Below are 19,998 nucleotides of genomic sequence, written 5' to 3'. Positions count from 1 at the left end.
CATTGCGTGCATACGTAGATTCCACATCCTCCGTTCAACCCCCGCACTACTTCGGGGTTCTTCACATTCTCACCATCCATCCCGACATCCAGCAGAGGCACAGACATCCACAGACATCCATCGATCCGACCCACTCAGACATCCATGACCCCTAGCGAAAGCAAGGAGGACTGGTCGCCATGACCGTCGTCCCGGCACAGCAGAGCGGTGGCTCAGGCGGTACCAGTGGCCTGTACGACGTCATCGAACTCATCCTCGACCGCGGGCTCGTGATCGACGCGTTCGTACGCGTCTCGCTCGTCGGCATCGAGATCCTGAAGGTCGACGTCCGTGTCGTCATCGCCAGCGTCGACACCTACCTGCGCTTCGCCGAGGCCTGTAACCGCCTCGACCTGGAGTCGGGGCCGAACAAGAGCCCCGGCCTGCCCGAAATGGTCGGCGAGATCACCGAGTCCGGCGCGCGCGGCAAGTCCAAGGGCGCGCTCAGCGGCGCCGCCCAGACCGTGTCGGACGCGTTCCGGCAGGCCCGTGAGGACGGCCGCTCCGGAGACGAGGAGCCCGCCAAGTCGCGGACCCGCCGCAGCACGTCCCGAGCCCGGAAGGAGGAGCAGGAGTGACCACGTACATCTACGGCATCACGCACACCGGGCACCCGTCGCTGCCCGAGGGCATGGGCGGCATCGGCGACCCGGAGCGGCCCGTGCGCGTCCTGCGGCACGGCAACCTCGCCGCGCTCGTCAGCGACAGCCCCGAGGACCTGCGCCCCAAGCGGCGCGACCTGCTCGCCCACCAGAGCGTCCTGGACGAGGCGGGCGCGGGCGGCCCGGTCCTGCCGATGCGCTTCGGCAGCCTCGCGCAGGACGACCAGGCGGTCCTCGACGTCCTCCAGGAGCTCGCCGACCACTACGAGGAGCGGCTGCGCGCCCTGGAGGGCAAGGCCGAGTACAACGTGAAGGCCGCGCACGACGAGCAGGCCGTGCTGCACCAGGTGCTCGCCGAGAACCCCGAGCTGCGCGCCATGGCCGAGGCCAACCGCGCCGCGGGCGGCGGCACGTACGAGCAGAAGCTCCAGCTCGGCGAGCGGCTGACGGCCGCTGTGCAGGCCCGCGAGGCCGGCGACGGCATGGAGGTGCGCCGCGCCCTCGAGCCGTGCGCCGAGGCGGTCAGCGAGGGGCCCGAGGGCTCCGGGTGGCTGGCCAACTACTCGTTCCTGGTACGCCGTGACGCCGCGGACGGCTTCGTCGCCGCCGTCGAGGAGCTGCGCAAGACGCAGCCGCACCTGGACGTGCGGGTCAACGGGCCGCTGCCGCCGTACAGCTTCGTCGACCTCGGCCCGGCCCGGCCGGCCGCCGACGCGGCACAGGCGCGGTGAGCCAGGCCCATGGGGCTCATCGGTGAACTGCTCGCGCTGCCTCTGGCGCCGGCCCGGGGGGCCCTCTGGGCGATCCGCCAGGTCACGGCGGAGGCAGAGCGGCAGTACTACGACCCCTCGGCCATCCGCGCCGAACTCGCCCGCCTCACCCGGCAGCTGGAGGCGGGCGAGATCGACGAGGCCGAGTTCGACCGCCGTGAGGACGAGCTGCTCACCCGGCTCGGCTACGGCGTCCAACAGCAGCAGGCAGCGCCGGAGAACCAGACGGCGGACCAGCCGGAGAACAGGACGGCGACACGATGAACCGTATGGCAGTGGGCCTCGCCGTAGGCGCGGGGTACCTCTTGGGCCGCACCAAGAAGGCCAAACTGGCCTTCGCCGTCGGCACCATGGTCGCGGGCAGGCGCATGAAGCTGAACCCCGCCTCCCTGGCTCGCGCGGTCAGCGAGCAACTGGAGAAGAACCCGCAGTTCAAGGAGATCGGCGACCAGTTGCGGGAGGACTTGCGAGGCGTCGGCAAGGCGGCGACCGGCTCGCTGCTCGACAAGCGCATCGAGTCCCTGGCGGACCGGCTGCACGACCGCACCCTCGACGTGCAGGACCGCATAGCGGGGGTCGTCCCCGGCCGTGACGAGCACGACGAGCCCGAGCGCGACGAGCCCGAGTCCGACGAGTCCGGCGAGTCCGACGAGGACACCGGCCGGAAGGGCCCCACGGCGGCCAGGAAGACCCGCTCGGCGACCGGCAAGGCCACCCGGGCGGTCACGGGCAAGGGCCGGGCCAAGGACGACGGCGAGGACGGTGCGGACGACGGCGAGGACGGCGGCGAGGAGTCCGGCCGCCAGGGCGGCAAGAGCGCCGCGCCCCGCAAGCAGCAGGGCTCGGGCACCCGCGGCTCGCGCTCGGGCCAGCAGCGGACCGCCTCGAAGGGCACGAAGGGCACGAAGACGTCGCAGCGCTCGACGGCCAAGCGGGCCCCGGCCAAGAAGACCGCCCGGGCGACCACCCGGTCGAAGGGGGGCGACGATGCCTGAGACGCGCGACAAGCTCCGCGGGGCCACGGGCTCGGGGAACGGGTCCGGGCCGGGGAGCGCGCTGAGCGACGCCCTGCACGGGCCGGCCGCCGACCGCCTGAAGGACGAGGCCCGGGCCTACCTCATGGCCCAGGCCGAACGCGCCCTCGTGGGCGTCGGCCGCAAGCTCGGCGACGCCACCGTCAAGCTGAACGACATGGCCGAGGGCCGCAGCCCGGGCCTGGCCCGCGTCGCCCTGGAGGGCGGCCGCAAGCTGGCCTCGGGCAAGGGCCCGCTGCGCAGCGCCGTGGAGATCGGCGGCAGCCGCGTCAAGGACGCCGTCACCGACTCCGTCAAGGGAGCCCTGGACAGCGCCCGCGGCGGCAAGGGCAAGAAGGGCGGCAGCGGCCAGAAGCCCACCGTCATCCTGGAGTACGTCGACGTCGGCGTGCCCGTGCGCGAGGCGTACGAGCAGTGGACGCGGTTCGAGGAGTTCGCCACCTTCACCAAGGGCGTGCAGGACGCCACCGAGGTGAGCGACACCGAGTCCCAGTGGAAGCTCAAGATCTTCTGGTCCAGCAGGAGCTGGACGGCGCACCTCACCGACCAGGTGCCGGAGGAGCGCCTCGCGTGGACGGCGGAGGGCGCCAAGGGCACCACCAAGGGCGTGGTCACCTTCCACCCGCTCGGCGACCGCCTGACCCGGGTCGTGCTGATCATCGAGTACTACCCGAAGGGCCTGTTCGAGCGGACCGGCAACCTCTGGCGCGCACAGGGCCGCAGGGCCCGCCTCGACCTCAAGCACTTCGCCCGCCACGTCACGCTGCGCTCCGCGGCCTCCGACGACGACCAGGGCGACGAGGACGACCGCGACGACCGGGACGACCGGGACGACAGAGACGGTCACGAGGGTGAGGACGGCCGGGAGGCGCGCGGGGACGCCGACGACCGGGACGCCGGCCGGGAGGCCCGGAACTCGCAGGACTCCGAGGACGCGGAGGCCGAGGACGAGGAGGGCGTCGAGCCCGAGGAGGACGCGGAGGACGTCGCGTACCACGAGGACGACGACACCTACGCCGACGAGCCCGAGGGCGAGTACGCGGACGAGGCGGAGGAGCCGGAGGAGTCGGACGAGGAGCCCGAGGAGGACGCCGGGGAGCCGGCGGCCGCGTACGACGAGCGCGACGACGCCCCCGAGGACGACGAGGACGACGAGGGTGACGTGGTCGACGAGGCCGGCGAGCCCGAGGACGTCGAGGACGACGTCGACGACGAGGGCGACGTGATCGACGAGGTCGAGGACGACGAGGACGACGAGGAGTACGCCGACGACGACGTCGACGCGGAGGAGCCGGTACCGGCCAGGAGCCGCCGATGACCACCCCCGGCCGGCTGCCCCAGTCGTACGGCCAGGAAGGCGGCACGAACCTGGCCGACGTGCTCGAGCGCGTCCTGGACAAGGGCGTCGTCATCGCCGGGGACATCCGGATCAACCTGCTCGACATCGAGCTGCTCACCGTGAAGCTGCGGCTCGTCGTCGCCTCGGTGGAGCGCGCCAAGGAGATGGGCATCGACTGGTGGGAGGACGACCCGGCCCTGTCCAGCGGCGCCCGCCGATCCGAACTGGCGCGGGAGAACGCGGAGTTGAAGCGGCGCCTGGAGCAGCTGGAGCAACTGGCTCCGGGCCGGGGCGAGGCGCCGTCCGCGTCGGCCGAGGCGGAGGAACGTGGAGATGAGCACGAACGTGACCGATGAGCTGCGTTACGTCTACGCGGTGTGCCGCCCGCTGCCCGGGCCGCTGCACGCCGACCTCACCGGGGTCGGGGACGCCCCGCCGCGGCAGGTGGCCCACAAGGGCCTGGTCGCCGTGGTCAGTCCCGTCCCCGCCCGGGACTTCGCGCACGAGCCGCTGCGCGTGCACCTGGAGGACCTGGACTGGCTGGCCGGTACGGCCAGGGCGCACCAGAAGGTGATCTCCGCGCTCACCACCGTCACCTGCCCGCTGCCGCTGCGGCTCGCGACCGTGTTCCGGGACGACAGCGGCGTCCGCACGATGCTGGAGAGCGAGAACGAGCGGCTCCACCGCATCCTGGACCGGATCGACGGGCACATCGAGTGGGGCGTGAAGGTCTGGCTCGCCCCGGGCGCCGACAAGGCCGCGGCCGGCGCGTCGCGGCCGTCGGGCCCGCCCGCGTCGGGCCGCGACTACCTGCGGCAGCGCAGGGCGCAGCGCACGGCGGGCGAGGAGGCCGCCGCGCGGGCCGACGCGTTCGCGCGGCGGCTCCACGCGGACCTCACGCGGTCCGCCGCCGCCTCCCGGCTGCACCCGCCGCAGAGCCCGGCCCTGGCCGAGTCGGGCGCCGGGCGGAACGTCCTCAACGGGGCCTACCTCGTGCCGCGGGAGCGGGCCGAGGCCTTCCTTGAGCTGGTCGGCCGCACCGAAGGCAACCAGCCGGGCCTGCGCGTGGAGGTGACCGGCCCCTGGGCGGCGTACTCCTTCACCGACGACCCGGACGACGCCCCGGACGACAGCCAGGCGGACCCGGCGGACGCGGCCGGGCAGAGGAGCGCTGAGCACGCATGACGGCGATAGAGCCGCTGCACACCCGGGAGATCGCGCTCGTCGACATCCTCGACCGGCTGCTCGCCGGGGGCGTGGTCATCGCCGGTGACCTCACCCTGCGCATCGCGGACGTGGATCTCGTACGCATCGACCTGAAGGCACTGATCAGCACGGTCGGCGCGAACGTGCCCTCGCCGTGGCCGACCGCCGAGTACGAGCACGGGTACGGGTACGGGACGGGAGGCGAGGGCCGATGAGGCCGGTGCGTACGGAGACCGGTACGCGGGCTCCCGCGGGGACCGGAGGCGGGACGGGTACGGGGATCGGTCCGGAGGCGGGCACGGGTCCCGAGCCGGACGCCGAGCCGGATACCGAGCTGGGCGCCGAGGCGGGTACGGCCGCCGCACCCCGCACGGACGCCGAGCCGGACCCGGACGCCGGGCGTGCCGCGCCCGCCGGCCCCTCGCGTGCGCGGGGCCGCCGCCCGCTGGACCTCGCGCCCGAGACGGTGGAGCGCGACCTCGTCGCCCTCGTCCTCACCGTCGTCGAGCTGCTGCGCCAGCTCATGGAGCGCCAGGCGCTGCGCCGGTTCGACACCGGGGAGCTGTCGGAGGAGCAGGAGGAGCGGATCGGGCTGACGCTGATGCTCCTGGAGGAGCGGATGACCGAACTGCGCGAGCACTACGGACTGCGGCCCGAGGACCTGAACCTGGACCTCGGACCGCTGGGACCGCTCCTGCCGAGGGACTGAGCCGCGGCGGCCGGACCTCGGCGACCGGGCCGCGGCAACGGGGCCACGGCGACTGAGCCGAGGCGGCTGACTGCCGACGGACCCGCGGTCACCACCGGTACCAGCGAGGCCTCGTCCCGGGTGCGCCGGACGCGCCTGGAGGCGCGCCCCGCAGCAGGAAGCCGAGCAGCCACACGACGAGCACCGCGACGGCGAGCCACCACAGCACCTCGACCGCGAACCCGGCGACGCCCAGCACCAGCACCAGCAGCAGGACCAGAAGAAGGGGAACCATGGTGTCTACCTCCCGACGGCCGAGTGTCCGTGGGAGGCCCGCTCACACCCCCTGGCCCCCCTCCGCGCCGGCCGGTGCTCACCCGCGGCAGAGGATTTCCCCGTGCAGCACGGCGAACCAGCCGTCCGGGGCGCGGCCCCACTCCCGCCAGGCCCCGGCGATCGCGCGCAGCCGCTCCGCGTCGGCGTGGCCGCCCTCGACGGCGCGGTCGGCGTACGAGGACGCCACCGTGCGGTCGGCCCAGAGCCCGGCCCACCAGGCCCGCTCCTCGGGCGTGCTGTAGCACCAGGTGTCGGCCCCCGCCGTGACGTCGGTGAAACCGGCCGCCAGGGCCCAGGACTTCAGGGTCCGGCCCGCGTCCGGCTCGCCCCCGTTGGCGCGGGCCACCCGCCGGTACAGGTCGAGCCAGTCGTCGAGGCCGGGCGAGCCCGGGTGCCAGGTCATCGCCGCGTAGTCGCTGTCACGCGCGGCCACCACGCCGCCCGGCGCGCAGACGCGGCGCATCTCCCGCAGGGCCCGTACCGGGTCGCCGACGTGCTGGAGCACCTGGTGGGCGTGGACGACGTCGAAGGAGCCGTCCGGGTACGCGAGGGCGTGCACGTCACCGACGGCGAACTCCACGTTGTCCACGCCCCGTTCCGCCGCCGTCGCGCGGGCCAGGTCCAGGACGTCGGGGGCCCGGTCGACGCCCACGACGTGCCCGCCCGGGACCAGTGCCGCCAGGTCGGCGGTGATGGTCCCGGGCCCGCAGCCGATGTCGAGGACCCGCATCCCGGGCCGCAGCGAACTCAGCAGGTACGCCGCGGAGTTGGCGGCGGTGCGCCAGGTGTGGGACCGCAGGACCGACTCGTGATGGCCGTGCGTGTAGACGGCGGTGTCGGCGGTGTCGGCGGTGTCGGTGGTGTCGGTGGTGTCGGTGGTGTCGGACGGGGCAGCGGGGTCGGCGGAATCGGCGGTCTCGTTCCGGGCCGGGGAGTTCTGGGCGGGGCGCTGTGACATGTCGGGACCCTACGCCGCCCGGCCGTATGGTGAGACCCGCGTATCACACTGTGGACGATCGGAGGGTGGGCAGAGAACCGCCCCGGCGCGCGGCCCGTACGAGCCGTGCGCCGGGGCGAGCCGGGCGGGGTGCGTGCTAAAGCGCCAGGGACGGCCGGTACACCGTCAGTGCCTCTGGCAGCTTCTCGATCAGCAACTCGCCCTCGACCGGCATGATCTCGCCGTCGTACGCGATCATCGTGCCGGGCTCCAGGCCGTCCACGCGCAGCCTGCGGCGGCGGATCGCGGTCTGGATGGGGGAGCGCTCCACCGGCGAGGTCAGGGCGGCGGCGAGCAGCCGGGCGGCCGGGCGGCGGCCGCCGTGCACGATGCGCACGTCGAGCAGCCCGTCGGCGAGGTCGAACCGGCGCGCGGGCGTGAGCCCCCAGCGGTTGTACACGCAGTTGCCGGCGAACAGCAGCCACAGCGCCCGCTCGGTGCCCTGGAACTCGGCGCGCAGCGGCTTGCGGTGCGCGCGCAGCACATGGGCGGCGGCGAGGACCCCGGCGGGCCAGCCGCCGACGCGGTACGACCAGCGCTCGCGCTCGCGCACCAGCTCCGGGTAGACGCCGAGGCTGAAGGTGTTGAGGAAGTACCCGTCGCCGCGGCCGGCGCTGAACCGCCCCACGTCCACCGCGACCGCGTCCCCCGCCTCGACCGCGGCCGCCACCTCCAGCGGGTCCTCCGCGCCCAGGTCCTGCGCGAAGTGGTTGAGCGTGCCGCCGGGGAGCACCACGAGCGGGACGCCGTGGCGCAGGGCGGCGGCCGCCGCCGCGTTGACGGTGCCGTCGCCGCCGCACACCCCGAGCGCCTGCGCGCGCGAAGCCGCCTTGTCCAGCTCCGCGGCCACGTCGGCCGGCTCGCAGTACACGGCCTCGGCGAGGGGCAGCGCGGCAAGCAGCGGGCGCACCCGCTCGGGGGACTTCGCGCCCTCGTTCACGACCACCACCAGGCCGCGCCCGTCCCGCAGCGCGGGCGCCTCCCGGCGCGGACGGCCCGGCGGCGGGAGCTGGGACCGCGTCGGCACCAGGCCGCGCACGGCGAAGGCGGCACCCGCGCCCAGGGCGGCACCCGCCAGCACGTCACTGGGGAAGTGCACGCCGGTGTAGACCCGCGACAGCGCGACGGCCCCCGCGAGCGGCGCGACGGCGGCCCCGAGCCCCCGCGACTCCAGCGCCACGCCGGTGGCGAAGGCCGCGGCGGACGCGGCGTGGCCGGAGGGGAACGACGTGGTGACAGGCTGCCGCTTCAGGCGGCGGATCAGCGGCACCTCGTCCAGGATCGGCCGGGCGCGGCGCACGGACCGCTTGCCGAGGGTGTTGATCGTCGCCGAGGCCAGGGCCAGCGACGCCACGCCCCGCACGGCGGCGCGGCGGGCCCGCGGGCGCCGGGTCGCCGCGAGTCCGGCCGCCGTCGCGAACCACAGGACGCCGTGGTTCGCGGCGCGGCTCAGCCGGGGCAGCACCTGGTCGGCCCCGGGCCAGTGCTGTTCGGCCACGGCGGTGAAGATCCGGCAGTCCAGGGAGACGAGACGGGCCTTGGGCCCGCCGGCGGGCGGGAGGGGAAGCTGGGCATCAGCGGTCATGCCTCTCGGGTACCCGGTGAACGCCCGGAGCAACGGTCCGGTGGTCCCAGGGCCCCCGAGCGGCCCCCTGCCACGTGCCCGGCGGCCCGCCGCGGGCCCCGCCGCGCCCTGCCGGGCAGCCCCCGGAGCGAAGACCCGCGGTGCCCCGCCCCCGCCGTAAACCGTTTGCCGCCCGCGATCAGGCCCCGGGACAATCGGCCGCATGGGACATCTGGAAGCCGCGCACCTCGAGTACTACCTGCCGGACGGGCGAGCCCTGCTCGGTGATGTCTCCTTCCGTGTCGCCGAGGGCACCTCGGCCGCCCTCGTGGGGCCGAACGGCGCCGGGAAGACCACCCTGCTCAGGCTGATCTCGGGCGAGCTGCGCCCGCACGGCGGCACGGTCACGGTCAGCGGCGGCCTCGGCGTCATGCCCCAGTTCGTGGGCTCCGTGCGGGACGGCTCGACGGTGCGCGACCTGCTCGTGTCCGTGGCGCACCCGCGCATCCGCCAGGCCGCGAAGGCCGTCGACGCCGCCGAGCACGCCCTCCTCACCGTCGACGACGAGGCCGCCCAGATCGGGTACGCGCAGGCGCTCGCCGACTGGGCCGAGGCGCGCGGGTACGAGGCCGAGACCCTGTGGGACATCTGCACCACGGCCGCGCTCGGCGTGCCGTACGACAAGGCCCAGTGGCGCGAGGTCCGCACGCTCTCCGGCGGCGAGCAGAAGCGCCTGGTCCTTGAGGCCCTGCTGCGCGGCACGGACGAGGTGCTGCTCCTCGACGAGCCGGACAACTACCTGGACGTCCCCGGCAAGCGCTGGCTGGAGGAGCGGCTGAAGGAGACCCGCAAGACGGTCCTGTTCGTCAGCCACGACCGGGAGCTGCTCGCCCGCGCCGCCGACCGGATCGTCAGCGTGGAGCCCAGCCCCGGCGGCTCCGAGGTGTGGGTGCACGGCGGCGGCTTCGCCACCTACCACGAGGCGCGGCAGGAGCGCTTCGCCCGCTTCGAGGAGCTGCGCCGCCGCTGGGACGAGAAGCACGCGCAGCTCAAGAAGCTCGTCCTCGACATGCAGCAGTACGCCTCGCGCAGCGACGACATGGCCTCGCGCTACCAGGCGGCGAAGACGCGGCTGCGCAAGTTCGAGGAGGCGGGCCCGCCGCCCGAGCCGCCGCGCAAGCAGGACATCACGATGCGCCTGCACGGCGGCCGCACCGGCGTGCGCGCCGTCACCTGCAAGGACCTGGAGCTGACCGGCCTGATGCGCCCCTTCGACCTGGAGGTGTTCTACGGCGAGCGCGTCGCCGTGCTCGGCTCGAACGGCTCCGGCAAGTCCCACTTCCTGCGCCTCCTCGCGGGCGACCCCGACCACCCGGTGGCGCACACGGGCGAGTGGAAGCTCGGCGCGCGCGTCGTGCCCGGCCACTTCGCGCAGACCCACGCCCACCCCGAGCTGGAGGGCCGCACCCTCCTCGACATCCTGTGGCGCGACCACGCCAAGGATCGGGGCGCGGCCATGTCCCGGCTGCGCCGCTACGAACTGACCGCGCAGGCCGAGCAGCGCTTCGAGAAGCTGTCCGGCGGCCAGCAGGCCCGCTTCCAGATCCTGCTCCTCGAGCTCCAGGGCGCCACCGCCCTGCTGCTCGACGAGCCCACGGACAACCTGGACCTGGAGTCCGCCGAAGCGCTCCAGGAGGGCCTGGAGGCGTACGAGGGCACGGTGCTCGCGGTCACCCACGACCGCTGGTTCGCCCGGTCCTTCGACCGCTTCCTCGTCTTCGGCTCCGACGGCCGCGTGCGCGAGACCCCCGAGCCGGTCTGGGACGAGCGGCGGGTGGAGCGGGCGCGGTAGCGTGACCCGCGGCGCGCCCGGACCCACCGCGGCCGCGCCGGGGGAGACACGGTGTCCGTCACGACGTCCTTCCGGACGAGCGACGTGGACGAGGCCAGGGACCTGATCGCGGCCACGTACTACAGCAATGCCATGGATGTCGCCGATGGCACGCGCCCCTTCGCCGCGCGGTTCGACATCGGCCGCCTCGGGGCGCTCACCATCGGCGACATGAGCTGCGGCGCCGACGTGCGGATGCGCTTCGGCGAACTGGGCTCGTACCACGTCAACATCCTGCTCAGCGGCGAGGTGTCCTGGCGCCAGGGCCCGGCCCGCCCCACCACCGCCACCTCCGGGTGCGCGGCGGTCTACCAGCCGGTCGGCGACACCGTCCTGGACCGCTGGTCCGGCGACTGCCGGCTGCTCGCCGTGAAGCTCGACCGCGCCGCCCTCGAAGGCCGCCTGGAGCAGCTCCTCGGCAGGCCGGTGCGCGCCCCCGTCGACTTCGGGCCGGTCTTCGACACGACTCGCGGCCCGGGCCGCGGCTGGGCGCGCCTGGTCCGCGCCGTGGTGGAGGACCTGCGCGAGGACGGCGGCGCCCTGTCCCACCCCCTGACCGCCGGGCCGCTCCAGGAGGCCATCGTCAGCGGGCTGCTGCTCGCCGCCGAGCACCGCTACCGCGACCGGCTCGCCGAGCCCGTCGGCAGGCTGCGGCCCGCCCCCGTCAAACGCGTCATGGACGCCGTCCAGGCCCGCCCCGAGCACCCCTTCACCACCGCGTCCCTCGCCGCCGAGGGCCGCGTCGGCGTGCGCCGGCTCCAGGAGGCCTTCCGCCACTACGTGGGCATGTCGCCGATGGCGTACGTACGCGACGTACGGCTCGCGCGCGTGCACGAGGAGCTGCGCGCGGCGCGGCCGGGCGAGCGGGGCGTGAGCGAGGTCGCGGGCCGCTGGGGCTTCACCCACCTGGGCCGGTTCGCCGAGCAGTACCGGGCGCGGTACGGCGAACTGCCGTCCCAGACGCTGCGCGGCTGACGGGACGGGTGTGCCTGGAGGTGCGGCGTGTCGGCCGTGCGCGGGCGCGCCATCCGGACAGGGTGCGTTATCCGGACAGGCGGTGCGCGCAGCGGATCGTGGCGGACGGCGGTCCGCGCCTAGGGTGAACCGCTGTCGCCGGAGGGACCGGCCGCGTCGCGGGAGTACCAGCCTTCTCCCGGGCCGTGTGCCGTGGACGGAGTTCCGGCGCGCACCCGGCCCGGCGGCTCGTTTCGAGCCGGGCCGGTCCCGGTCCGGCGGGCCCGGTCGTTACCCCTGGCATTCCCCCGTGTGCCGCGGGCCCGCCCCTCCGGTCCCCTTCCCGTGGTCCGGGCGGCGGATCCCGGCGAGACTCGTCTCCGGACGGCCCGCCGCGGTCCGTCACCGGCACCGGCGCGACCCACGGGAGACGGCATGAGCGAGACCACCGACCAGCAGCTCCTGGACCGGTACGGCCGGGCGCAGGAGCAGTTCACCCGGCGGGTGCGCGCCGCCGGGCCGGACCGGTGGGACGCCCCCACCCCGTGCGCGGAGTGGACCGTCCGGGACCTCGTGCGCCACCTCGTGACCGAACAGCTCTGGGTGCCGCCGCTCGTCCGCGACGGCGCCACCGTCGAGGCCGTCGGCGACGCCTTCGACGGCGACCCGCTCGGCCCCGACCCCGTCGCGGCCTGGGACACCGCCGCCGCGGCGGCCCGCGCCGCGTTCAGCGCTCCGGACGCCCTCGACCGCACCGTCCACCTCAGCTACGGCGAGACAGCCGCGCGCGCCTACTGCGCCCAGATGACCACGGACCTCGTGGTGCACACCTGGGACCTGGCGCGGGCGGTCGGTGCGGACGAGCGGCTCCCGGACGACCTCGTCGCCGCGGCCGCGCGTGAGGTCGCGCCTTATGCGGCCGACCTGGCCGGGAGCGACCTGTTCGCCCCGGCGGTGGAGCCCCCGCCGGGAGCCGACGAGCAGACGCGGCTGCTCTGCCTCCTCGGCCGCGCCCCCTGACCGGGGCGGTGGCGCGGGGCCTCAGTGGAACAGCCCCCGGCCGCCGTCCGGCTCGGCGCGGCTGATGTCGGCGAGCGCGGACGCCGGGTCCTGCTCGACCGCGAGGTCACCGAGGCTCACCATGCCGACCGGCCGGCCGTCCTCCACCACGGGCAGCCTGCGCACCGCGTGGTCGCGCATCAGGCCGACGGCCGCCGAGACCTCGTCGTCGGGCCCCACCACCACCGGGTTCGGCGTGCACACGGCGTGCGCGCTGACGGTGAGCGGATCGGCCCCGTCGGCCACCGCCCGCACCGTGATGTCCCGGTCGGTGAGCACCCCCAGCACCACGCCGTCCCGCGCCACGACGACGTCACCGATGTCCTGGGCCCGCATCAACTGCGCGGCCTCCACCAGCGAGGCGTCGGGGCTGACCGCGACGACGCCCGTGGTCATGACGTCCCTCACGTACTCGGCCATGTCTAGAGCCCTCCTGCGTCGGCTGTCGCTGTCACCCGTCGCTGTCGGTGCGACCCCCGCCGCAGTACCCCTGAGCGCCCCCGCCATGCCTCGGCCCCCGCCCCCGGCGCCGGATCCGGCCCGCGGCGGAGGTTTGCCGGGCGGGGCGGAGGAGACCCGGGCTGTGACCTCCCTCACACCAGAGCCTTCACCCGGAGGGGAGGAGCGGTCATGGCGGTTCTCGCCGTGTTCATCCCGGTGCTGCTGCTGGGCGTGGTCCTCGCGCTCGGCCGGTACGAGGAGTTGCTGCTGCCGCCCGCGGAGCCCGGAGACGACGCCTTCGAGCCCTTCGCGGGGGACGGCGCGCGCCGCGCCCTGTGACGGACGCGGCCGGGCGGTGACCGGGCCCCACACCGGACGCCGCCCGTCGGCCCGCCGCCCGCGCGGCTTCCCGGCCGCCGCCCGCCGCGGGTGCCCGGCCGTCCCCGCCCGCTACGGGTGCCCGCTCAGCTCCGCCCGTCGCCGCCCGGCAGGAACTCCTGCATCTTCGCCTTGAACCCCTGCTTCATCACCGACGCCCGGTCGGAGTCGCCCTTGAGCAGCGCCGCCGCCGTCGACTCCATCTGCTCCCAGGTGGCGTGCGGCGGGATCGGCGGGACCGCCGGGTCCGTCCGGAACTCCACCACCGCCGGGCCGTCCGCCTCCAGGCCCGCGCGCCAGCCCGCCACCACGTCCTCCGGCTTCTCCACGCGTACGCCGGTCAGCCCGATCGACCGCGCGAACTCCGCGTACGGCACGTCCGGCAGGGTCTGCGAGGGCTCGAACGACGGCGCGCCGCCCATCGCGCGCAGCTCCCACGTCACCTGGTTGAGGTCCTGGTTGTTCCAGATGCCGACGACCAGCCGCGGGTCGTCCCAGCGGTGCCGGTACTTGGCCGCGGTGATCAGCTCCGCCAGGCCGTTCATCTGCATCGCGCCGTCGCCGACGAGCGCGACGACGGGCCGGTTCGGGTGCGCGAACTTCGCGCCGATCGCGTACGGGACGGCGCAGCCCATCGTCGCGAGCGTGCCCGACAGCGAGGAGCGCATGTCCCCGCGCATCGTGAGGTGGCGCGCGTACCAGTTCGCCGTCGAACCCGAGTCGGAGGTGATGATCGCGTCGGCGGGCAGCAGCGGGTCCAGGGCGCGCGCCACGAACTCCGGGTTGACCGGGTCGGCGTCGAGCTGGGCGCGGCGGTCCATCACGCCGTGCCACCGCTCGACGCCCGCGCACACCTCCCCGTACCAGTCGCGCCCGGCCGCCGACCGCTCGTCGGTGATCAGCGGGATCAGCTCCCGCAGCGTGGCCCGCGCGTCGCCGATCAGGTTCACCTCGTACGGGTAGCGCATGCCGATCATGTGCGGGTCGATGTCGATCTGCACGGCGCGGGCCTTGTCGAACTCCGGCAGGAACTGCGAGTACGGGAAGCTGGAGCCGATCGTCAGGAGCGTGTCGCAGTCCCGCATCAGCTCGTACGAGGGACGCGTGCCGAGCAGCCCGATGGACCCGGTGACGTACGGCAGTTCGTCGCTCAGCGCGTCCTTGCCGAGCAGCGCCTTGGCGACGCCCGCGCCGAGCCGCTCCGCGATCTGCTCCACCTCGGCGCGGGCGCCCGCCGCGCCCTGGCCGATCAGGATCGCGGCCCGGGTGCCGGAGTTCAGCACCTCCGCGGCCCGCTCCAGCGCGGACGGCGAGGGCAGCGCCGTCCAGGCGCTGCGGTCCAGGCTGGACGGCACCATCTTGAACTCGTGCGCGGGCGGGGTGTAGTCGAGCTCCTGCACGTCGCCCGGGAGGATCACGGCGGTGGGGCAGCGGCGCGCGTAGGCGGTGCGGATGGCCCGGTCGAGGACGTTCGGGAGCTGCTCGGGCACCGTCACCGTCTCCACGAAGTCGGAGGCGACGTCCTTGAACAGCGTGTGCAGGTCGACCTCCTGCTGGTACGAGCCGCCCATCGCGGTGCGGTGCGTCTGGCCCACCAGGGCGAGCACCGGCACGTGGTCGAGCTTGGCGTCGTACAGGCCGTTGAGGAGGTGGATGGCGCCGGGCCCCGAGGTCGCCACGCAGACCCCGAGCCGCTTGCCGAACTTGGCGTAGCCGACGGCCTCGAGCGCCGACATCTCCTCGTGCCGGGACTGGATGAAGCGCGGCTGGTCGTCGGCGCGGCCCCAGGCGGCGAGGAGGCCGTTGATGCCGTCGCCGGGATAGCCGAAGACGCACTCGACGTCCCAGGCCCGCAGCCTCTCCAGAATGTTGTCGGCGACCTTCGTGCTCATGTCGGTGTCCTCCTGGTACAGGCACTGAGTCCGTCCTGCCCGGGTTTCCTCGGGTGCCGGAACGGAAACATCCGCCCGTTCGATAGGGGCGTTTGGGGGGTGGCGGCCAGGGCAGGCGGACTGCAGTGCTTCGGAACGGAGGCACGTCCGTGGGAGCGACACCGCTCGCACCGGGTGTGTTCTGTCGTGGCATGGACCCGCGCTCCCACGGTGACCGCCCACCCCAAGGCACCGGCAAGGGAGTTGTGACGCACCATGCGATCCGACGCAGCACGCCCCGAGGCAGCGACGACGCGCCCCGAGGAGGCCTCCGCGGGGACCGCGCGCCGTGAGCGCCCCAAGGACGCCCGCAACCTCCAGCGCGCCAAGACCGCGCAGGCCGTGAAGGCCGCCAAGCCGAGGAAGGCATCGACCCGCACCTCCGGCAGGCGGACCGCAGCCCGGCCGGGGTCCGCCTCCCGCACCAGGTCCGGGCAGTGTGCCCCGGCCGCGTCCCGGACCCGGGCCGACACGCCCCGCGAGTCCGCCGCGCCCACCCGCTCCGCGCAGCCGTCCGGCGACACCGTCCCCCGTGAGGCCCCCATGACCACCGCGCTCTCACCGACCCCCGTGGTCCCGGACGTCCTCCAGGTCCCCACCGCCCCCGCCGCCCCGGCCCCCGACGCCCCGACCGGCACCGGCCCGGCCCCCGCGGCCCCGGCGGACTCCCCGGTGCGGGACGAGCCCGCCGCGTCCGGCGCCGGGGCCCGTGCCCCGCGCGGCCGCGCGGGACGCCACCCGCACGACGACGCCCCCGACACCGCCGAGGCCTTCCGCAGGCTGTGCGAGCTGCCGCACGGGCCCGAGCGGGACGCCCTGCGCGAGGAGATCGTGCGGGCCTGGCTGCCCATGGCCGAGCGGCTCGCGGGGCGCTTCCGCAACCGCGGCGAGTCCCTGGAGGACCTGCGCCAGGTGGCGGCCCTCGGCCTGGTCAAGGCCGTCGACCGCTACGACCCGGAGCGCGGCAACGCCTTCGAGAGCTACGCCGTGCCCACCGTCACCGGTGAGATCAAGCGGCACTTCCGCGACCACATGTGGACCCTGCACGTGCCCCGGCGCGTCCAGGACCTGCGCAACCGCGTCCGCTTCGCCTGCCAGGACCTGTCCCAGACGGTGTCCGGGCGCGCCCCGACCATCGCCGAGATCGCCGAGCGCGCCCGGATGAGCGAGGAGGACGCCGCCACCGGCCTGGAGGCGCTCGACAGCTTCACCGCGCTGTCCCTGGACGCCGAACTCCCCGGCAGCGACGACGGCTACGCGCTGCGCGACACCCTCGGCGGCCCCGACCCCGCGCTCGACGTCGTCGTGGACCGCGAGGCCGTCAAGCCCCGCCTGGCCCAGCTCCCCGAGCGCGAACGGGCCATCCTCTACATGCGGTTCTTCGGCGACATGACGCAGAGCCGCATCGCCGAGCACCTGGGCATCTCCCAGATGCACGTGTCCCGCCTCATCAGCCGCTGCTGCGGACGGCTGCGGGACGAGATCACCCGCGACATGGCGCGGCACGCCACCCGCCCCGCACCGGCCCCCGGACAGGTCACCCAGGACGCCGCATAGCGAGGGCGACATGCCGCGCCATCACGTCCACGGCGCGCGCCTCCGCCATCGAGAAGGCGAGGCGCGCGCCGGTGCGGAACAGGCTCAGCACCCCGTCGACCGGGCCGTCGGCGTGTGCGGCCAGCGGCACGCACAGCAACGACGTCACCTGAGCCCGCACCAGGACGGGCGCCCCTGACCCGTCCACGCCGAAGCCGTCCTCGGGCTCCGGCCGCACCTGGAGCCGGGGCGCCGCGCACCGCGCCGTGTCCAGAACCAGCGGACAGTCGGCCGGCTCCTGCGCGCGTACGTCCGCGAGCAGCTCGCCCGGCGGCCCGAGGACCGTACGGCGCCGGAACGCCGCGGGGCCCTCGTCCGCGACCACCCAGTCCGTGAACCGGTCGTGCAGCACCTCGGCGGCCCGCCGCAGCACCTCCGCCGGGTCGCCGCCCGGCGCGGTGAGCAGCGTCGCCGTCATCCGGTCGGACAGTTCCAGCAGCTCGGCGTGGCGGGTGGCCTCGCCCAGGTCGGGGGCGCGCCTGCGGCTCCCGTCCCGGTGCGTGTCGCGCGGCCCCACCGGCTGCAGGACGACGAGGAGCACCGTCCGCGGTTCGGTGCCCGGGCGCAGCGCCGTCAGCGTCGCCCGCAGCGGCCGCTCCGGGCGCAGCTGCAGCCGCACCGTCAGGCTCCGGTCGCCCTCGCCGCGGGCGACCGCCGCGGCCTGCGAGCGGAACGCGATCCGGTCCGACGGGGTCAGGAACCCCGACAGCGGCCGCCCGGTGGCGTACCCGCCGCGCACCCCCGTCAGCTCCGTCGCCGCCACGTTCATCCGGCGCACCACCGTCTCGCCGTCGACCAGGGCCACCGGCAGCGGGAACCGCTGGAACACCGCCCGCAGCAGCCGCTGCTCCGCGTGGTCCGACGCCGCCGTCGCGGAGGCGGACACGGCGGTGCGCTCCAGCCCCGGCCACAGCCGCTCGGCCACGTGGTCCAGTTCGAACAAGGCGGCGTCCAGCATCGTCCCCAGGTCGCCGGACGGGCCGGTGCGGGACGCCTTCAACTCGGCCACGCGGCGCACGAAATCCGCCAGCTCCTCGCCGAACTCCTCAGTCTGAGCCATGGTTCGAACGTATCCGCTACGACGGTTTTCCGGAGGCATCCCCGGGAAGCCGCACAGGGGAGGAGGAAGGAGGACCGACGTGAGGCCGATGCCGATCGGACCGGACGGACCGGAATCCGCTCTGCCGCAGCGCAGGCTCTCCGAACTCGCCGAGCAGGCCCTGCGGTGCACCACCGCCTGCTGCGGCGCGGGCACCACGGTCACCGACGGCGGCGACGAGCTGCCCACCGCCGTCACCCACCCCGATCTCGCCGGACTCGTCGCCGTCCAGCTGCGCTCCGGCGAGGGGCCCATCCCCGCCGCGCAGGAGCGCGGCACGCCCGTGGACTCCGCCGACCTGCTGCACGACGACCGCTGGCCCGAGTACCGGGCGCTCGCCCTGGACTCCGGCGTCCGCGCCAGCGTCACCCTGCCCTTCCGGCGGGCCGACCTGACGCTCACCCTCAGCCTGTTCAGCTTCCGCCCCGGCACCCTGGACGGGGTGAGCTGCGGACCCGCGCAGGCGCTCGGCGACCTCGCCACGGCCAGCCTGGTCCGCGACCGCCGCTACCGCGCGGCACTGACCGAACTGGAGCACCTGGGCGAGGCGCTGCGCACCCGGCCCGTCGTCGACCAGGCGCGCGGCATCCTCATGCACGTCCTGAGCTGCGACGCCGACCAGGCCTTCGCGCTGCTGCGGCGGATCTCCCAGACCACCAACCGCAAGCTCTCCGAGGTGGCCGCGGCCCTGGTGGAGACCCGCGGCCGGGGCTTCGAGCGCGAGCTGGCCTCCCTGGGGCGCGAGGTCCGGCCGGGCTGATGCGGGGGTGACGCGGCCCGTCCGGCGTCGGCTGCTGTAGCCCGTCCGGCGTTGGAGGACGAGCGCGAAACGCCCGTACCGGCTCGAATGGGTGCATGCGTACTTCCGTTCCCCTGGCCCTCACCTTCACCCTGTACTCCGCCCTCGCCCTCGCGCCACCCGCCCACGCCGAGGGCGGCGGCGCCACCGCCCAGGTCACCCCCGCCTCCGTCGCCCCCGGCGGGCAGGTCACCGTCACCGTCACCTGCCCGTCCACCGGCGGCACGCTCCCGCAGACCCTGCAGGCGCACTCCCAGGCCTTCGAGCAGGGCACCGCCACCCTCCGGCGCGACCAGCACCCCCAGAACCCGAGCCACCACCCCGGCCAGGACGAGGACCTGGGCGGCAACGGCGACCCGCGCCTCGACGAGGACTTCGGCGGCGACGGCGACCAGGGCCTGGACGAGGGCCTCGGCGACAACGGCGACGAAGGCCTGGACCCCGGCGGGAACGGCGACCAGGACCTGTACTCCGGCGGCAACGGCGACCAGGACCTGTACTCCGGCAGGAACGGCGACCGGGGCCCGGACCCCGGCACGTACGGCGACCGGGGCCCGGACCCCGGCACGTACGGCGACCGGGGCTTCGCCCAGGACCAGCCCGCGAGCGAGCGCACCACCTACCGGGGCACCGCCCGCGTCGCCGCGCCCGCCGGCTCCGAGGCGGAAGGCCCCGACGCCGCGGGCCGCTCCTCGCGGTGGTCCGTCGACGGCACCTGCCCCGGCGACGGCCGGTGGCAGGCCGCGTTCACCGTCACCCGCGGCGGGCCCACCGCCCCGACCGGCCCCGCCGTGCCGCAGGGCGTCCGCGCCGGGCAGGGCGGCACGTTCACCGACTCCCCGGCCGCCCTAGCCGCGGGCGCCCTGCTCGTGCTGGGCGCCTGCGCCGCCGCCGTCCACCGCCTGCGCCGCGACCGCGCCGCACGGCACTGACCACCGCGCACGCGGCAACGCGTCCCCCGCCGGACGATCGAGCGCCGCCGCCGTGGGGTACGCAGAGACCCGACAGCACGCGCAGGGTCGGAGGCCACGGAAGTGGCCAGGGAGCGCACGGAGGTGCCCATGCGGCGGACGGACCACGCGGGGCGGGGCGACGTCCGGTCGGGCCCGCCCCCGCCCGAGCCGGGGCTGCCCGTCCTGCCGGAGCTCGCGGCCGTGGCCGCCGCCGCCGCGGTCGGCATCCCGCACGACGCCTGGGGCGAGGAGGTCCAGGCCGTCGTCGAACCTGCGCCCGGGCACGCGCCCGACGACGCGCTCGCCGCCGACATCCTGCGCC

General features: G+C 75.1%; 22 protein-coding genes and 1 pseudogene. 17 read left to right on the top strand and 6 right to left on the bottom strand.

The window, feature by feature from the left end; all coding sequences use genetic code 11:
* The first annotated feature begins 179 nt into the window (after window positions 1–179).
* The 9 genes from QK440_RS09310 to QK440_RS09270 all read left to right on the top strand — a co-directional run bounded on the left by QK440_RS09310 (window position 180) and on the right by QK440_RS09270 (window position 5,699).
* A complete protein-coding gene (locus tag QK440_RS09310) occupies window positions 180–617 on the top strand; it encodes a gas vesicle structural protein GvpA (RefSeq protein ID WP_282792533.1) in 438 nt (145 codons plus the stop codon).
* Window positions 614–1,372, top strand: coding sequence for a GvpL/GvpF family gas vesicle protein (locus tag QK440_RS09305; protein WP_282792532.1), 759 nt, complete (start codon window positions 614–616; stop codon window positions 1,370–1,372). Before QK440_RS09310 ends, QK440_RS09305 begins: the two co-directional genes overlap by 4 nt.
* A gap of 9 nt (window positions 1,373–1,381) precedes the next feature.
* On the top strand, window positions 1,382–1,675 hold the full coding sequence (locus QK440_RS09300; RefSeq protein WP_190140378.1) for a gas vesicle protein GvpG: 294 nt from the start codon (window positions 1,382–1,384) through the stop codon (window positions 1,673–1,675).
* Between the two features lie 5 nt (window positions 1,676–1,680).
* The gene (locus QK440_RS09295; RefSeq protein WP_282792531.1) at window positions 1,681–2,406 is read left to right on the top strand and encodes a DNA primase; all 726 of its coding nucleotides are present in this window, start codon (window positions 1,681–1,683) and stop codon (window positions 2,404–2,406) included.
* Window positions 2,399–3,763 (top strand): SRPBCC family protein, encoded by a 1,365-nt coding sequence (locus QK440_RS09290; RefSeq protein ID WP_282792530.1) that lies wholly within the window; start codon window positions 2,399–2,401, stop codon window positions 3,761–3,763. The genes QK440_RS09295 and QK440_RS09290 overlap by 8 nt, the downstream gene beginning before the upstream one ends.
* Entirely contained in the window at window positions 3,760–4,140 is a 381-nt protein-coding gene (locus tag QK440_RS09285; protein ID WP_282792529.1) for a gas vesicle protein, read from the top strand. The genes QK440_RS09290 and QK440_RS09285 overlap by 4 nt, the downstream gene beginning before the upstream one ends.
* Entirely contained in the window at window positions 4,118–4,969 is an 852-nt protein-coding gene (locus QK440_RS09280; RefSeq protein WP_282792528.1) for a GvpL/GvpF family gas vesicle protein, read from the top strand. Before QK440_RS09285 ends, QK440_RS09280 begins: the two co-directional genes overlap by 23 nt.
* Complete coding sequence (locus QK440_RS09275; RefSeq protein ID WP_282792527.1) at window positions 4,966–5,205, top strand: gas vesicle protein; 240 nt, start codon at window positions 4,966–4,968, stop codon at window positions 5,203–5,205. The genes QK440_RS09280 and QK440_RS09275 overlap by 4 nt, the downstream gene beginning before the upstream one ends.
* A 230-nt stretch (window positions 5,206–5,435) precedes the next feature.
* Window positions 5,436–5,699, top strand: a complete 264-nt coding sequence (locus QK440_RS09270) for a gas vesicle protein K (protein ID WP_190140387.1) — start codon at window positions 5,436–5,438, stop codon at window positions 5,697–5,699.
* Window positions 5,700–5,787: 88 nt separating this feature from the next.
* Here QK440_RS09270 and QK440_RS09265 read toward each other — a convergent pair whose 3' ends face one another.
* The 3 genes from QK440_RS09265 to QK440_RS09255 form a co-directional block, all read right to left on the bottom strand.
* Window positions 5,788–5,973, bottom strand: a complete 186-nt coding sequence (locus tag QK440_RS09265; RefSeq protein WP_282792526.1) for a hydrophobic protein — start codon at window positions 5,971–5,973, stop codon at window positions 5,788–5,790.
* A 78-nt stretch (window positions 5,974–6,051) separates the two neighbouring features.
* On the bottom strand, window positions 6,052–6,972 hold the full coding sequence (locus tag QK440_RS09260; RefSeq protein ID WP_282792525.1) for a methyltransferase domain-containing protein: 921 nt from the start codon (window positions 6,970–6,972) through the stop codon (window positions 6,052–6,054).
* 136 nt (window positions 6,973–7,108) lie between these two features.
* A complete protein-coding gene (locus QK440_RS09255; RefSeq protein WP_282792524.1) occupies window positions 7,109–8,596 on the bottom strand; it encodes a bifunctional phosphatase PAP2/diacylglycerol kinase family protein in 1,488 nt (495 codons plus the stop codon).
* 202 nt (window positions 8,597–8,798) lie between these two features.
* On the opposite strand from QK440_RS09255, the gene QK440_RS09250 reads away from it, so the two are divergent.
* From QK440_RS09250 to QK440_RS09240, 3 genes are all read left to right on the top strand, one after another.
* Complete coding sequence (locus tag QK440_RS09250) at window positions 8,799–10,427, top strand: ATP-binding cassette domain-containing protein (RefSeq protein ID WP_282792523.1); 1,629 nt, start codon at window positions 8,799–8,801, stop codon at window positions 10,425–10,427.
* A gap of 51 nt (window positions 10,428–10,478) precedes the next feature.
* Complete coding sequence (locus QK440_RS09245; protein WP_282792522.1) at window positions 10,479–11,441, top strand: AraC family transcriptional regulator; 963 nt, start codon at window positions 10,479–10,481, stop codon at window positions 11,439–11,441.
* A gap of 414 nt (window positions 11,442–11,855) precedes the next feature.
* Entirely contained in the window at window positions 11,856–12,440 is a 585-nt protein-coding gene (locus QK440_RS09240; RefSeq protein WP_282792521.1) for a TIGR03086 family metal-binding protein, read from the top strand.
* A gap of 21 nt (window positions 12,441–12,461) precedes the next feature.
* On the opposite strand, the gene QK440_RS09235 is transcribed toward QK440_RS09240, so the two are convergent.
* Complete coding sequence (locus QK440_RS09235; RefSeq protein WP_282792520.1) at window positions 12,462–12,899, bottom strand: CBS domain-containing protein; 438 nt, start codon at window positions 12,897–12,899, stop codon at window positions 12,462–12,464.
* Window positions 12,900–13,109: 210 nt separating this feature from the next.
* Here QK440_RS09235 and QK440_RS09230 point away from each other — a divergent pair, with 210 nt between their 5' ends.
* A complete protein-coding gene (locus QK440_RS09230; RefSeq protein ID WP_282792519.1) occupies window positions 13,110–13,259 on the top strand; it encodes a hypothetical protein in 150 nt (49 codons plus the stop codon).
* 125 nt (window positions 13,260–13,384) lie between these two features.
* On the opposite strand, the gene QK440_RS09225 is transcribed toward QK440_RS09230, so the two are convergent.
* Window positions 13,385–15,190, bottom strand: a complete 1,806-nt coding sequence (locus tag QK440_RS09225; RefSeq protein WP_282792518.1) for a thiamine pyrophosphate-requiring protein — start codon at window positions 15,188–15,190, stop codon at window positions 13,385–13,387.
* Between the two features lie 819 nt (window positions 15,191–16,009).
* On the opposite strand from QK440_RS09225, the gene QK440_RS09220 reads away from it, so the two are divergent.
* The gene (locus QK440_RS09220) at window positions 16,010–16,786 is read left to right on the top strand and encodes an RNA polymerase sigma factor SigF (protein ID WP_282792589.1); all 777 of its coding nucleotides are present in this window, start codon (window positions 16,010–16,012) and stop codon (window positions 16,784–16,786) included.
* Here the strand turns inward: QK440_RS09220 and QK440_RS09215 are convergent.
* Window positions 16,767–17,885, bottom strand: coding sequence for a PAS domain-containing protein (locus QK440_RS09215; RefSeq protein WP_282792517.1), 1,119 nt, complete (start codon window positions 17,883–17,885; stop codon window positions 16,767–16,769). The genes QK440_RS09220 and QK440_RS09215 overlap by 20 nt on opposite strands.
* A gap of 88 nt (window positions 17,886–17,973) precedes the next feature.
* On the opposite strand from QK440_RS09215, the gene QK440_RS09210 reads away from it, so the two are divergent.
* The 3 genes and pseudogenes from QK440_RS09210 to QK440_RS09200 form a co-directional block, all read left to right on the top strand.
* On the top strand, window positions 17,974–18,684 hold the full coding sequence (locus QK440_RS09210; protein ID WP_282792588.1) for a GAF and ANTAR domain-containing protein: 711 nt from the start codon (window positions 17,974–17,976) through the stop codon (window positions 18,682–18,684).
* Window positions 18,685–18,779: 95 nt separating this feature from the next.
* Window positions 18,780–19,655 (top strand): hypothetical protein, encoded by an 876-nt coding sequence (locus QK440_RS09205; RefSeq protein ID WP_282792516.1) that lies wholly within the window; start codon window positions 18,780–18,782, stop codon window positions 19,653–19,655.
* A 129-nt stretch (window positions 19,656–19,784) separates the two neighbouring features.
* A pseudogene (locus QK440_RS09200) lies at window positions 19,785–19,998 on the top strand (acyl-CoA synthetase); the annotation flags it as partial.

The organism is Streptomyces sp. CC224B (genome assembly GCF_030010595.1).
Classification (GTDB): domain Bacteria; phylum Actinomycetota; class Actinomycetes; order Streptomycetales; family Streptomycetaceae; genus Streptomyces; species Streptomyces longispororuber.
Note: the sequence above shows the minus strand (reverse complement) of the source record. Positions and strands in the feature narration are given on the sequence as shown.